At 63.3% G+C, this 14819-nt stretch carries 9 protein-coding genes and 2 pseudogenes; 5 read left to right on the forward strand and 6 right to left on the reverse strand.

The genetic code is table 11. The features are described from left to right. Positions 1-206 precede the first annotated feature (206 nt). Complete coding sequence (locus RZV17_RS15125) at positions 207-2606, forward strand: TonB-dependent receptor (RefSeq protein WP_355604636.1); 2400 nt, start codon at positions 207-209, stop codon at positions 2604-2606. 142 nt (positions 2607-2748) lie between these two features. Here RZV17_RS15125 and RZV17_RS15130 read toward each other — a convergent pair whose 3' ends face one another. After that, complete coding sequence (locus tag RZV17_RS15130) at positions 2749-3942, reverse strand: cytochrome P450 (protein WP_355604639.1); 1194 nt, start codon at positions 3940-3942, stop codon at positions 2749-2751. Between the two features lie 727 nt (positions 3943-4669). Here RZV17_RS15130 and ybaL point away from each other — a divergent pair. Beyond that, positions 4670-6367, forward strand: coding sequence for a YbaL family putative K(+) efflux transporter (ybaL, locus tag RZV17_RS15135; protein ID WP_104579895.1), 1698 nt, complete (start codon positions 4670-4672; stop codon positions 6365-6367). Between the two features lie 157 nt (positions 6368-6524). On the opposite strand, the gene RZV17_RS15140 is transcribed toward ybaL, so the two are convergent. The 4 genes and pseudogenes from RZV17_RS15140 to RZV17_RS15155 all read right to left on the reverse strand — a co-directional run. Further along, on the reverse strand, positions 6525-7091 hold the full coding sequence (locus RZV17_RS15140; RefSeq protein ID WP_355604643.1) for a relaxation protein: 567 nt from the start codon (positions 7089-7091) through the stop codon (positions 6525-6527). 29 nt (positions 7092-7120) lie between these two features. Beyond that, a complete protein-coding gene (locus RZV17_RS15145) occupies positions 7121-8434 on the reverse strand; it encodes a lipase (protein ID WP_355604646.1) in 1314 nt (437 codons plus the stop codon). Continuing rightward, positions 8431-9009 (reverse strand): hypothetical protein, encoded by a 579-nt coding sequence (locus RZV17_RS15150; RefSeq protein ID WP_355604649.1) that lies wholly within the window; start codon positions 9007-9009, stop codon positions 8431-8433. The genes RZV17_RS15145 and RZV17_RS15150 overlap by 4 nt, the downstream gene beginning before the upstream one ends. A 244-nt stretch (positions 9010-9253) precedes the next feature. Next, positions 9254-9492 (reverse strand): annotated as a pseudogene (locus RZV17_RS15155) (lipase); the annotation flags it as partial. A 365-nt stretch (positions 9493-9857) separates the two neighbouring features. On the opposite strand from RZV17_RS15155, the gene RZV17_RS15160 reads away from it, so the two are divergent. After that, positions 9858-11002, forward strand: a protein-coding gene (locus tag RZV17_RS15160; RefSeq protein ID WP_355604652.1) for an IS3 family transposase whose coding sequence is annotated in 2 segments (ribosomal slippage) — positions 9858-10095 and positions 10095-11002 — 1146 coding nt in all. Because the reading frame shifts where the segments join, the coding sequence is not laid out codon by codon here. A 30-nt stretch (positions 11003-11032) separates the two neighbouring features. On the opposite strand, the pseudogene RZV17_RS15165 reads toward RZV17_RS15160, so the two are convergent. Next, a pseudogene (locus RZV17_RS15165) lies at positions 11033-11328 on the reverse strand (hypothetical protein); the annotation flags it as partial. Between the two features lie 335 nt (positions 11329-11663). Here RZV17_RS15165 and RZV17_RS15170 point away from each other — a divergent pair. Together RZV17_RS15170 and RZV17_RS15175 are read left to right on the forward strand one after the other, a co-directional pair. After that, on the forward strand, positions 11664-12425 hold the full coding sequence (locus RZV17_RS15170) for an HpcH/HpaI aldolase/citrate lyase family protein (protein WP_047695569.1): 762 nt from the start codon (positions 11664-11666) through the stop codon (positions 12423-12425). Further along, positions 12426-14561, forward strand: a complete 2136-nt coding sequence (locus tag RZV17_RS15175) for a TonB-dependent siderophore receptor (RefSeq protein WP_184385499.1) — start codon at positions 12426-12428, stop codon at positions 14559-14561. It abuts the gene before it with no gap. Positions 14562-14819 lie beyond the last annotated feature (258 nt).

Raw genomic sequence — 14819 nt, forward strand, 5'->3', positions numbered from 1 at the left:
GCAGATGGATCGCCATGTCCCGCACGGATGCGCCCGGCAAGGATGCCTGCCGCGTCACACCGGCGTTGCAGATCGCCGCCGCTGCTTCCGTCTGCGCCACTGCAACGCGCCGCTTGCAGGCAGGCCAGCCTGCGCACTCCGCTGCATTCCCCCTGCATCACACGCGTCACCGCTGTTTCCATCATCCCCTTTGAGCCTTGATTCCCATGCACACCTCCAACGCACTTTCGCTGGCGATTTCAGTCGCACTCACGGTCTGTTCGTTCGCTGCCAGTGCGCAGTCGCAATCGACCGAACCGCAGAAAACCCTGGACACCCTGATCGTCACCGGCACGCGCGTCAGCGACCGCACCGTGGCCGAATCCGAATCGCCGATCGACATCATCACCGAGCAATCGCTGCAGGCCACCGGCGCCACCGACATCGCTACCGCGCTGGGCAAATTGCTGCCCTCGCTGAACTTTCCGCGCCCGGCCATTTCCGACGGTAACGACGCCGCCCGCCCGGCCACGCTGCGCGGGCTCTCGCCCGACGCGGTACTGGTGCTGGTGGACGGCAAGCGCTATCACACCTCTTCGCTGATCAACTACAACCCGTACGTGGGCCGCGGCTCGGCGCCGGCGGATCTGAACTCGCTGCCGATGTCGGCGATTGCACGCATCGAAGTGCTGCGCGACGGCGCCTCGGCGCAGTACGGCTCCGATGCCATCGCCGGCGTGGTCAACATCGTGCTCAAGCACGGGGCCGATGCGGGCAGCAACAGCGTATCGATCAACGGCGGCCTGATGGACAAGGGCGATGGCGCGCAGAACGGTATCGACGGCTCGATCGGCCTACCGTTCGGCGGCACCGGTGGCGATAGCGCACCGGGCTGGGTGCGGCTGTCCTGGAACTACCAGAACACCATGGACACCAACCGCAGCGAGAACACCAACCGCGCCACCACCATCGCCGGTGCGGCCAACCCCGGCGGCGTGCCCTACCAGCGCCACGGCGATCCGGATTCGACCTTCTACCAGGGGCTGGCCGCCTTCGGCTACGCGTTCTCGCCGAACGTGGAGCTGTACGGCCATGTCAGCGCGAGCCGGCGCGAAGTCACTTCCAACGGTTACTACCGCGCGTTCGACAACACCAGCCGCAACGTGCAGGCGGTGTATCCGAACGGGTTCCTGCCGCAGATCTACAACCCGGTCAACGACCGCTCCGCGGTGCTGGGCCTGAAGGGCACCACCGCCAGCGAGTGGAACTGGGACGTGTCGGCCACGTACGGCAAGAACGACATGAGCTTCAACATCCTCGACAGCATCAACACCAACCTGTACTGGACCACCGGCAGCTCGCCGACCCGCTTCAATTCCGGCGGTTTCGAGACCGAGCAGGGCGTGGTCAATCTGGACATCAACAAGTCCTTCGACTGGGGCCTGGCCTATCCGGTCAATGTCGCCTTCGGTGCCGAGCATCGCCAGGACCGCTACGAGATCACCGCCGGCTCGCCGGACTCGTATTTCTTCGACCCCAACACCATCAATCCCGACACCGGCGCCCCCTACCCCGGTGGCGCGCAGGTGTTCTCCGGCCTGGAGCCGTCGGTGGCAGGCCGCTTCGGCCGTCACAGCAATGCGGTCTACGTCAACCTAGAAGCGGATCTGACCGACAAGCTCTCCGGCGGCATCGCCGGGCGCTACGAGAAGTACAGCGATGCCGGTTCCACCCGCTCGGGCAAGCTGTCGGCGCGCTATGCCTTCACCGATACGTTTGCGTTGCGCGCCACCGTCTCAAACGGCTTCCGCGCGCCGTCGCTGGCACAGCAGAACTACGCCTCGGTGGTGACCCTGATCCAGGACGGCGAGCTGGTGCAGGTGGGCACCTACCGCACCTCCGATCCGGTTGCCGTGGCGCTGGGCGCACGCCCGCTGAGCCCGGAAAAATCCTCCAACTACAGCCTGGGTGGCGTGTGGCAGCCCACCGCGGACTTCACTTCCAGCCTGGATGTCTATCAGATCCGCATCTGGGACCAGATCCTGTATTCGGACCAGCTGCAGCTGGCGCAGCCGATCGGCCAGGTGGCGGCGGTGCAGTTCTTCGTCAACGGCGCCACCAGCCGCACCCGCGGCGTGGACTGGATCAACAGCTACCAGGCCGACCTGGGCAGCTACGGCAAGCTCAATCTCAGTGCCAGCGCCAACTACAACAAGACCACCATCCTGGAGCTGTCCAACCCGAACTTCGGGCGCGCCAGCCAGGGCCTGCTCACCGATGCCACGCCGCGCACCAAGTACATGGCCGCCGCGGACTGGTCGATCGGCGGGTTTGCGCTGAACTTCAATGCCACCCGCTACGGCGCGATCAAGCGTATCAGCGACCCGGCCGATGGCAGCCAGGACCAGACCTACGACGCACGCTGGCTGCTGAATCTGGCCGCCAGCCAGACCTGGAACGCCTTCACCTTCACCGTGGGCGCGGACAACCTCACCAACCAGTACCCCACCAAGGCGCAGCTGACCACCGCCTACGACGACCGCGCCGGCGGCCTGCAGTATTCGTCGCTGTCGCCGTTCGGCTTCAATGGCCGTTACTGGTATGGCCGCGTGACCTACCGGTTCTGATCGGCGAGCGAGTCGCCTGCGCTGACCGACATGTCGGTCGGCGCAGGGGTGCAGGCATCACCGGTTGGCGGTGATGCCTGTTTGTTCGCGTCGACGCCTGCATCGGCCTACGCGCTACGAGCCGCCATGCCTTGCCATGGCATCACCAGGACGCGAGCAAGGCGTCCACGCCCCGCAGGTTGGAGCGGTCGTTCCAGGTCAGCGTGTCGAGCTGATCCAGGCGCAACGCCGGCAGATGTTCCAGCAGTGCCGCAAGCGCGGCTTCCAGTTCGATCAAGGCCAGCCGGTTGCCCAGGCAGTGGTGAATGCCGCCACCGAACGACAAGGCACGGCCCTGTTGCCGGCGGATGTCCAGCAGATGCGGGTCGGTGAACTGCACGGGATCGTGATTGGCCGCACCCAGCATCAGGTACACCATGGCGCCCTCCTGCAGGGTCACGCCATCGACTTCGAACTCCTGCAGCACCGTGCGTGTGGCCATCTGTACCGAGCTGTCGTAGCGCAGGCATTCGAGCACCGCATTGGGCATCAGGGCGGGGTTCTGCCTGAGCAATGCCAATTGGTCCGGATGCCGATGCAGGGCCACCAGCGCATTGCAGATCATGTTGGAGGTGGTTTCGTGGCCGGCGAAGAACAGCAGGATCACGTTGGAGACGATCTCGTCGTTGCTCAAGCGGCAGCCGTCCTCCTCTGCGCGGATGAAGCGCGAAATCAGGTCATCGCCGTCGGCGCTCCGGCGCTGCTCGATCACGTCCTGGAAATAACGCTCCAACTGCAGGTACGCCGCACTGGTGGCCTGCAGCTCATCGGGCGTCATCATCGGGTCGAACACCTTGGCCAGCGCGCTGGTGGCATGCCCCACCTTGGTGGCGTCGGCCGCATCGATATCCAGCATGCGGCAGATGATGCGCACCGGTAGCGGGAATGCGAACTCCTGCAGCACATCGCACTGGCCGTTGGCGTGGAAGCTGGCGATCAGTGCGGCGGCGGTGTCGCTGGCCACCTGGCGCATGGACTCGATCTGCCGCGCACTGAAGGCCTGGGTCATCAGGCCGCGCAGGCGCGTATGCGCCGGTGGATTGACCAGCAGGAACATGCGGCTCATTCCCTGGAACAACGGCATCTGCGGCGCATCGTTGCCGTAGCGCAGGCGAATGCTCTCCAGATAATCGCGGCCCACGCGTCGGTCGCTGAGCAAGCTGTCGACCACGCTGTAACGCCCGCTCATCAGCCGGCGCTCGGCCACTTCCACCAGCGGCCCCTCGTCGCGCAGGCGCGCATAGGTGGGATAAGGGTCCTGGCGAAACTGTGGGGTAGCGAGATCGCGAAGGTGCATGGCCTGGGCTCGTGGGGCCTGGTCGCCGGGCGCGGCGACAAGGTGTGGACGTGGGGAAGATGCGAGGCGTGTGCGCCGCAACGCCCGGATTGTCGGCCGCCGTCGCGCATGCGCCATGCCCGGGCGCGAAGCCTTGTCGTCAAACTTGAATCGATGTGCTGCAGCGATGCAGTTGCGTGATCGAGCGCGTGGACCGGACACGCGGTTGCAGCACCTTGCGGCCGCAGGCGACGGCGCGCGCGTCGGGCGCGTGTGGGCAACCGGCCGCCACCGTGAAGTGCGCTGTTTACATCCAGCGCAGTGCTCATGCAGCACAGTGTGCGCAACCGCACCCTGTGCACGGGCGTGTCACCTGCGCATCCGCAACTCGCCAAGTCATGCCGCGCCGCGCCACGCGCACTGGCTTGCGCCACCAGTCGTGCACCTGGCGAGGGTCCGCGGCGTGGCGAAAAAGTTGCCACTACCCTGATGCCCACCGGTGCGTTGCCACCCTGCGCACGCTGCGCGGCGCAGGCAGCCGCATTGCCTACCTGCGCCGCATGTCGCATCGCGTTAATCATGCGCTGTGTACTATGGGCGTCCGGCCAACCGGACCAGCAACGCGGTCCTGTTCCCCTCGCGCCGATCTCAGCCATGACCATGCAATGCCCGCAGGCGACGCCCGGCGCAGTGCCGTTGGCTGGGCCTGCCCGCCTCGTTCTCCCGGACACTCTCACAACGGATTGGAATGCATCACGACACCAGCCTCATCGACATCATCGCCGTCGGCCTCGCGGTCGCCTTCATCCTTGGCACGCTCGCGCAGAAGGTGAAGCTCTCGCCGCTGGTCGGCTACCTGTTGGCAGGCGTATGCGTCGGGCCGTTTACGCCGGGCTTCGTGGCCGATCAGACCATGGCCAACCAGCTGTCCGAGCTGGGCGTGATGTTGCTGATGTTCGGAGTGGGGCTGCACTTCTCGCTCGAAGATCTGATGGAAGTGAAGTGGATCGCGGTGCCCGGTGCATTGGCGCAGATCGTGGTGGCTACGCTGCTCGGCTGGGCGCTGGCCTGGAGCATGGGCTGGCCGCTGATCCACGGCCTGGTGTTCGGCCTGGCGCTCTCGGTGGCCAGCACCGTGGTGCTGTTGCGCGCACTGGAAGAACGCCGCTTGCTGGACACCCAGCGTGGCCGCATCGCGGTGGGTTGGCTGATCGTCGAAGACCTGGTCATGGTGCTGGCGCTGGTGTTGTTGCCGGCACTGGCGGATGTGCTCGGTACCGGCGCGCCGTCGGCGGCGCACGACGGCCAGTCCACTTCGCTGCTGGCCGCGCTCGGGTTGACCCTGCTCAAGATGGTGGCGTTCGTCGCGGCGATGCTGGTGATCGGCCGCCGGGTGATTCCGTGGTCGCTGGAAAAGGTCGCGGCCACCGGCTCGCGCGAACTGTTCACCCTGGCCGTGCTCGGCATCGCGCTGGGCGTGGCGTTCGTGTCGGCCACGCTGTTCGGCGTGTCGTTTGCGCTGGGCGCGTTCTTTGCCGGCATGCTGCTCAAGGAATCCGAACTCAGCCATAAGGCCGCCAGCGACTCGCTGCCGTTGCGCGACGCATTTGCGGTGCTGTTCTTCGTGTCGGTGGGCATGTTGTTCGACCCGATGATCCTCATCGCCCACCCCTGGCAGGTGCTGGCCACGTTCCTGACCATCACCGTGGGCAAGTCGCTGGCGGCATTCCTGATCGTGCGCGCCTTCGGCCACCCGACCGGCACCGCGCTGACCATTTCCACCAGCCTGGCGCAGATCGGCGAGTTTTCTTTCATCCTGGCCGGGCTCGGTGTGCAGCTGGCGATCCTGCCGGAAACCGGGCGCGATCTGATCCTGGCCGGCGCGCTGTTGTCGATCGTGGCCAACCCGTTCCTGTTCTCATGGCTGGACCGTTGGCAGGCCAAGCAGGCGCAGGACGCACCGGCCACGGCGCAACCGGAGCTGCCGCCTGGCCCGCCGTTGCCGGCCGACGGCCATGCCATCGTGATCGGCTACGGCCGCGTCGGCAGCGCGCTGGCGCAGCTGCTACGCAGCCGCGGCGTGCCAGTGCTGGTGATCGACGACAACGGCGACCACGTGGCCAAGGCGCATGCAGCGGGAATTCCGGGCATCCGGGGCAGCGCGGCAGCGGATCGGGTGCTGGCCGAGGCCCGCCCCGAGCACGCCAAGATCGCGATCCTGGCCATCCCACAGCCACTGGAAGCCGGCGAAGCGCTAGCCAAGCTGCGCGCGATCAACCCGTCGCTGACCCTGCTGGCGCGCGCACACAGCGATACCGAGGTCAAGCATCTGCTCGAACACGGCGCCGACGGTGCCGTGCTGGCCGAGCGCGAACTGGCCTATTCGCTGGCCGAGATGGTGATGTCCACCCCGCCGTATCGGGCGTTGAACGTGCCGGCGTCGTGACGCCGGCGGCTTGTTTCGGTAGCGTCTAGTTCATCGCCAGACCAACTGATGCGCATGAAGCAAGGCGTCGGCGATGGAGTATGTTGTAGCTACTTTGCGCAGAGCGTTTGCGCAACGCTTTGCAAGGCGATAGGCAAGACCGCAGTCGACGCCGACATCAGCGGGATTTGACCGGTCGATACTGACGACGGTCGCCGTAAGCGGCACCTTTGGTCTCCACATTGGCGCATAACCGGTCGCCGCATAGCACTACGTCTGCGGCGTTGTAGGCGCGCAGCAGCTCCGCACGCAACTGATTGTCGCGGATCTCCTGGCGATACTGGCTCAGTAACCATCCGCCGCCTACCAGCAGCAGCAGACTCCCCAGGACAACTGCCGCGCCTTTCCAGAGCAGCAGGCGCTGCCCGCGTTCGATACGCTTGAGTTGATCAGACAGCGACTGCGCGCCTTCGCCGATCAAACCGCCCGCTTGCTGTAGCCGCTTTTCGAACCCGGCGACAGGTTGGTCCAACCCCTGCTGGATGCTTCGAATCAACGTGTCGGGCACGCGTTGTAGCGTTTGTTCGGCCGAACGCGTCACTACATTTGGCAGCGACTGCGCTACCTGCTCCAACTGCTGCGCAAGACGGCGTTGCAGTTGCTCCAATTCGGCACATCGGCGCTCGAACTGTTCCATCAAGGCAGCGGTCTTGCTGGCCAGCTCCATCGGGTCGTGTGTGCTCATCGTGCGTCCTGCCTTGCTGGTGATGACGATTACAGGCTGCGCGCACCGACGCGCATGGTTTCCTGCTGTTGCGACTCGGCCTGTTGCCGCTGTGCCTGCATCGCCTGCTGGGCCGCCTGTTGTTCCTGCTGGTTTACCGCCTCGACCGCCTCGGCGCGCAAGCCGCGGCCGGGCGGTTCGTTGGCCAGGGTATGAGTCATCTGACGGAACTGATCACGGTCGCCGTTCTGTGCGGCGGCCAACATGCGGTCGAGAAATGCGCCGGGGTCGTCCTGCAGGGAGGACGGCTTGCCGCCGTGTGTCGGCGACGCCGCGCGCACCTCCTGCGTATCCTGCTTGAGCGGGACCTGCCAGGTCTGTGGCGCATGGCTGCGCTCGCGGTCTTGCTGAAATTGTTGCATCTGCTGCTGCCAGCTGGGCGCATCCATTTCCCGACGCCCGGCGCCCGACTCCGCTGGACCGCGCAGCTGGTCGACGCCATCACGGACAAGGCCAGGGATTCCACGCGAATACAACGTCAAGCCCGCCCGCAGCGTTTCGACGTCGCCGCGATACTTCTCGATCATTGGCGCGTACTGCTGCGCGAGCTGACGTGTTGCGGGATCGTCCAATACGGAACGATCCGGCTTGCCGTCCGCATCGACGGGGAGAAAGTTATGCATAACGTGCGAATCGCCCAGCTTGGCTGCCGCTAATAACGGAAGGCGCGCATCCAGCACTTCATTGTCGTTGGCGTAATCAGCTCTCTTCAGCGTGGCGATCTCTTGCGGCGTAGCGTATATCTCCACGCGCCCGTAATGCCGGCTGGCGGCGCTGACCGCATCGCCAGCCATTACGTGATTAATTACCTCGTTACCACCCTCGGGAATTCGCCGATCCAGGCTCGTCGCTCCGTAGGCGTTGAATGTCTGTCCTTTCAACCCGAAATGGTGCGCCGTGACCTGAGTCAGTCCGCCGCCAAGGGAATGCCCGGTGACAGTGACTTCGGGCTTATGCCCATCGCGCTTCGCTAGACGCTCTGCCAGCTCGATCGCCCGTTGTGTCAGCTCGATGGCGTCGTCGACCTGGGGATTATGACGCTTCACCACCATGCTGCCATCAGCATAAGCGCCATCTTTCAAGAGCTGTCTATCAGGCTCGGTACCGCGATGTGCAACGATTACCTCCCTAGTATCCACGCTCCGATAGACGACCCCCTGATATCCCGAAGGGCGATCCATATACTCGAGGCGCTGATATCGACCCTCTCCAATTGAAATAACGGGACTCTTTAATCCAACCATATCAGGCCGATTATAAGAATCATTTGCCAGCGCCGCGTAATCTCGGTCAGTTAGAGTCACGGCACTTCCTTCCTGGCAGATAATGTCACCTTAAACAATTCTCCCCGCAACTCATCCTTGAATTTAGCAGGATCGCCCTCACCAGTATCTGGAAAGTCTTCCAACTCGTCCCGCGGGTAGCCACCCCTCCAAAAATAAGTCGTCTTTTTGCCTGAACTTAGAATCTGATCTTTTTCCAGACTAGGCGAAAAGTTCGTCTCCTCTTTCTTGCCATTCGCCTTTAAAGAAATGCCGACACCCATCAATTCCCAATGACACACGCCCTTTCCATAATAATCTGCGTCAATCATGCCGTCTGCAAAAATCGTCGCAACATAGGTCGTGGTATCGATTTTCTTGAAAACTGCAGGAATACTATCTTCTTTTTGCTTTGACCAGACGCCGGCAATCGGCTCAATCGGGGTGCACAGCGTATGGTTAGTCATCTGATAAAAAGCCGCGCCATCTACAAAATCGAACGGTCCTGGCGCATTCTCGATGGTCATGGTGATTCGATAGGCTTGCGTAGGGCGCGGATTCTTTCGATAGATCGGATCACCGTCAGCGTCGCGGGCCTGCATGTCCTTGGATTGCATGGTGGTCTCCTTTGCTCCGCAAGCGCACAGCAATGCGGCCAGGGAGATGCATAGCAGTGTGATGGAGGCGCGATACACGATTGGATTTGGCCAATAAATGCTTGATAGCAGAGCCTACGCCGTTTTTATAGTCGTCTCAACAAGATTCGTCAGGGACGCGATTCAGCCGCTGGCCCATCGCGCTCTGCCTGAAGCTCCGCCGGTCGATTGACCGTTGGATCAGCTCGATTGCATCGTCGACCTAGGGATTATGCCGCTTCACCACCATGCTGCCATCAGCGCAAGCTCCATCCTTGGAAAGCTATCGATCAGGCTCGGTGCCGCGGTGAGCGACTACTATTTTGCGGGTATCCTTTCTCTGGTAAATGATACCTTGATACCAGATGGATGGCCCACATACATTAGCCGCCGGCAAGGAACCCCACCAATATCGATAATCTGGCTTCTTTCTCCAGTCTCACGCGGCCCATCGCGAGCAAGCACCGCCTATTACTGACTTTTAAAACTCATGGCGATTCCTTTACAGATTGCAGGGTGACCTTGAAGAGATTGTCGCGCAGTTCCTTCTTAAACGCTTCGAACACTAGGAAGCACTGTATCCGGGTAGTCCACCACATCTTCCTTACGATACCCACCAGACCAAAAAACAGCCACTGGTTCAAAAGCAAAAAAATCCTTCTTATCCAGACCTAGCATGAAGTTTGCCTCACCCCGTGCACCGGTCGCCTTGAGCGAAACGCTTACCCCGCCAAAATCCCAATGACAAATCCCTTTTCCATAATACATGATACGCCCAGGGTTTCCTAGACATCTCATGGCCATGGAAAATGGTCGATTCGGAGGTGTCTATGAGCAGCAAGCGGTATACGGATGAGTTCAAGATCGAGGCGGTCCGGCAAGTGACTGATCGTGGGTTCAAGGTGGCAGAAGTCGCCGAGCGGGTGGGTGTCACGACGCACAGCCTGTACGCCTGGTTGCGCAAGTTCGGCAAGCCCGGCGTGGTACAGCGCGCCGAGGTGGACCAGAGCGCCGAGGTTCGGCGCCTGAAGGCCGAGTTGCGTCGAGTGACCGAGGAGCGCGACATCCTAAAAAAGGCCGCCGCGTACTTTGCCAAGGGGTAAAGGCAAAGTACGCCTTCATGCAAGCCCACTGCGGGGAGTTCAGGGTGTGTGCGATGTGCCGGGTGTTGCGGGTGAACCGGGCTGGATACTACGCGTGGCTAAAGGCGCCCGACAGTGAGCGCGCCAAGGAAGATGATCGGTTGTTTGGACTAATCAAGCACCACTGGCTGGCCAGCGGCAGTGTGTATGGGCATCGCAAGATCGCCAAGGACCTACGCGATCTGGGTGAGCGTTGCAGTCGCCATCGTGTGCATCGATTGATGCGCGCCGCGGGATTGCGTGCCCAGGTAGGCTATGGTCGCAAACCGCGCTTCCATGGCGGAATGCCGTGCAAGGCGGCGGCCAACCTGCTGGACCGACAGTTCGACGTGACTGAGCCGGACATGGCCTGGGCGAGTGATTTCACCTTCATTCGCACGCACGAAGGCTGGATGTACCTGGCTGTGGTGATCGATCTGTTTTCCAGGCAGGTCGTCGGCTGGGCGATGCGCGATCGGGCCGACACCGAGTTGGTCGTGCAGGCCTTGTTGTCTGCGGTGTGGCGGCGCAAACCCAACGCTGGTTGCCTGGTTCACTCGGACCAAGGGTCTGTCTACACCAGCGATGACTGGCAGAGTTTCCTGGCGTCCCATGGCTTGGTGTGCAGCATGAGTCGGCGTGGCAACTGCCACGACAACGCACCCGTGGAGAGCTTCTTCGGCCTGCTCAAACGCGAGCGGATCAGGCGACGGATTTATCCCACTAAGGACGCCGCACGCGCCGAGGTATTCGACTACATCGAGATGTTCTACAACCCCAACCGCCGCCACGGTTCAACTGGTGACCTGTCCCCTGTAGAGTTTGAACGGCGCTATGCGCAACGAGGGTCTTGAGTGTCTACGGAACTCTGGGCGTATCAACACCGCATCCAACATTCCATCCGAATAAACGATCGCAACGTACGCCCCGTTGTCTACTCTTTGAAAAGCTATTCAAATTCCGTTTTATTTCGGTTTGTCGACATGCCCAAAGCGGGATCGAACGGCGCACGTTCACCGCGATTTGTCATGTCATAAAAGGCTGTACCTGACACTGCCCCAAACGGTCCTGGCGCATCCTCAATGGTCATGGTGACCCGATAAGCCTGCTTTGGATACGGGTTCTTTCGATAGATCGGATCGACGTCAGCGTCGCGGGCCTGCACGTCCTTGGATTGCATGGCGGCCTCCTCTGCTCGCAGGCGCACAGTAAAGTCGCCAGGGAAATGCATAGCAGCGCGACTGAAGTGGGATATATCGTGTAGTTGGCCGATAAACGCCCTGTTTCTACAAGGCTACGTCCTTTCCTGGACAGCAACAATATTTCTCCTGGCGCAACGCCAGTGCTGCTACTCGAATCGGGCGACATAGCTGCACCGGTATCGATGCCTATCTCCAAATTCAGTCCAACGAGTCGAGCCACCTCTCCTGGTTACCCAAAAAGACCGAAAGACACACTTGATAATCATTCCCATCAAGCGCAGGATGAGCGCCCGTTTCCTTGGCGGCCTCTACCATGGCGTATGCAGTCGGCCTTCTCAATGCGTTGCCCAGCGTGCAGCTGTGCGAGCTGCTGGGCCGCATCGGTTGTGGATTCGTGGTGCTCGATCTGGAGCACGTGCTGCGTGCGCCGGAGCAACTGGAACATGCCATCCGCGCGTGTGAGCTGTCCGGCTGCGAAGCCTGGGTGCGGGTGCCGGAGGTGGACGAAAAACTGATCGGCCGCGTGCTGGACGCCGGTGCGCGCGGCATCGTGGTGCCACGCGCCGAATCGGCGCAGCAGATGGCGTGCGCGGTCGCCGCCGCGCGCTTTCCGCCGCTGGGCCGGCGCGGCATCACCGGCGGCCGCGTCACCGGCTTCGGAAACACCGACCTGCCGACCTATATCGCGCAGGCCAACCGCGACATCCGCATTGTGCCGATGATCGAAAGCGCTGCTGGCGTAGCCGCATTGCCCGACATTCTTGCCGTGCCCGGCGTGGCGCTGGTGATGGAAGGTGCGCTGGATCTGGCACTAGATCTGGGCCTGGGTCCGCAACCCACCCATGCGCAGGTGTGGGAGTTGCTGCTGCAACTGCAGGCGCACTGCCGCGCGGCCGGCGTGCCGTTCTGCCCCAATCCACGCACCGACGCGCAACGCGCGCACTGGCTGCAACAACCGGATCTGCGCTGGCTGCTGGCCGGCGAAGACCGCGCCCTGATCCAGCGCGCGTTGCGCGGCCATCTGGCCACGTTCGACGCGCCCGCCTCCCTACCCGCCTGCAGGAGCACGCCGTAGATGTCGACGTTCCGTTTCCACACCCTGACCACTGCCGTCATGGCCGCGCTCACCTTGAGCGTGTCGCCGTCGGCGTTCGCCACCGATACGCCCGATGCCGCCGGGCTCGATGGCGAGACGCCGATCCGTGCGCTGGACGCGATCCAGGTGCAGGGCAGCCTGCTCGGCCGCTCAAAACCCGACGACGTGCAGCGCTACGCGGGCAGCCGCCAGGTGATCGACCGCGAGCAGCTGCGCAATGGCGGCAACCGCTCGCTGGACGATGCCCTGCAGCGCGTGCCTGGCATCAAGATCTTCGACGAAACCGGCACCGGCGCATTGCCGCAGCTCATGCTGCGCGGCCTGTACGAAAGCCGCAGCGGCCGCGTGCAGGTGCTGGAAGACGGCATCCCGCTGGCACTGGCGCCGTACGGGCAAACCAGCCTGTCGCTGTTTCCGGTGGGGCTGAATCAGATCGACCGCATCGACATCGTGCGCGGCGGCGCGGCGGTGCAATACGGGCCGAACAACGTGGGCGGCGTGATCAATCTGGTCAGCAAGGAGATCCCCAGCGACTGGAGCACCACGCTGGCGCACAAGGTCACCGCCGGCGGCCGGGGCCAGTTCCTGCAGGACAGCGCGCTCAGCAGCGGCGGCTACCTCAGCGACAATTTCGGCATGCAGGTCGATGCCAATCGCACCTACGGCGATTATTGGCGCGCGCACAGCGACACCGACATCAGCAATCTGCGCGTGCGTGCGGAATGGTGGCTGGACGACACCAAGCTGCTCAAGGCCAGCGTGCAGCGCTACCTGGTGGACATGGATCTGGCCGGTGCCCTGAGCCCGGCCGATTATCGCCGCGATCCGCGCCAGGCCACGCGCCCGCTGGACACCTTCAACGGCCGCACCACGCGCGCGTCGTTGAGCTATGAGCAACTGCTGGGCGACTGGGGCCCGCTGCAGGACGTGCGCCTGGACTGGACCAACTTCAGCGCGCGCAGCAGCCGCAACTTCATCGTCGGCATGCGCCAGGCCGCCACCGAAACCTGGCGGTCGGACCTGCCGCCGCAACTGCGCCAGACCGCACCGCGCGACTTCCGCGTGGTGGGCAGCGAGCCGCGCCTGAGCTGGAGCATGGGCAGTGCCGGCGGCGTGCGGCAGCAATGGACCGCCGGTGTGCGCGCCGTGCGCGAAGACATCGATTTCCTGGTCGGCAACCTGCGGCTGCGCGATGGCCTGTTCACCACGGTGCGCGACTGGCAGTTCGAAGACCGCGCGCTGGCGGCGTATGTCAGCAATGCCATCACCTTGCCGGACGAGCGCCTGACCATCACGCCCGGCCTGCGCTACGAGCGCCTGGATTCGCGCTATTTCAACCGCGCCACCGGCGTGAGCACGCTCAACCAGACCCGCGACGTGCTGCCGGGGCTGACGGTGGGTTTCCAGGCCAATGAACAGTGGTTCCTGTATGCGGACGGGCAACGTTCGATGCGCGCGCCACAGGTCACCCAGATCATCTTCGGCAACAATCTCGATGCCGAGCTGGCGTGGAATTACGAAGCCGGTACGCGCTATCAGCCCAACGACCGCACCCGTATCCAGGTCGGCGCCTACCTGATCGACTTCGATCAGCAGATCCAGCTGGACAACACCACCCGCGTGTTCCGCAATCTGGGCGAGACCCGCCACCAAGGAGGCGAGGTGGAACTGCAATGGAGCCCGGAGAACCTGCGCGCGCTCACGCTCAACGCCGGCTATGCGTATCTGGATGCCAGCCAGGAATCAGGGACATTCCGTGGCTTGCGCGTGCCGTTTACCTCGCGCAATCAGATCACCTGGGGCGGCACCTACGCGCTCGGTCATACCACTGTCGCGCTGTCGGGGTACTACTTCAGCAAGGCCTTCAGCGATGCCGCCAACACCGTGCAGGAAAACGCCATCGCCTCGGTGGGCCAGCTGCCGGCGTACATGGTGTGGAACACGCAGGTGAGCCATACCTTGTTCGAACGCGATGGGCAGAAATTCAGCGCCTCGCTGGCGATCAACAACCTGTTCGACCGGCAGTACTGGTTCCGTGGCGTGGACACCAGCCCGTGGGGCCGTCAGGCCGCGCCCGGCCGCACCGTCACTGCCGGCCTGGAGTACACGTTCTAACGACTGCGCCCGGTGCGCGGTGCGGGCCGCAGCAAGCCGCACGCGGCGTGAGACGTGTTGCGGTACTGCACCGGCACGCACACCTGGCCGATGTCGGCATCGCTTGATCGGCGTCGCTGCAGCAACCCGCAGCGGCACGACGCGACCACTGTGCAGGGGCAGTGGTCGACCACGATGGCCATGGCGCTCACGCCATCGCCATCGCCCACCACATGGCGTGCATGAGGCACGCATCAGCGCCGCAGCATGCGGCAGTGC

It is taken from the genome of Xanthomonas cannabis, from assembly GCF_040616535.1.
Classification (GTDB): Bacteria; Pseudomonadota; Gammaproteobacteria; order Xanthomonadales; family Xanthomonadaceae; genus Xanthomonas; species Xanthomonas cannabis.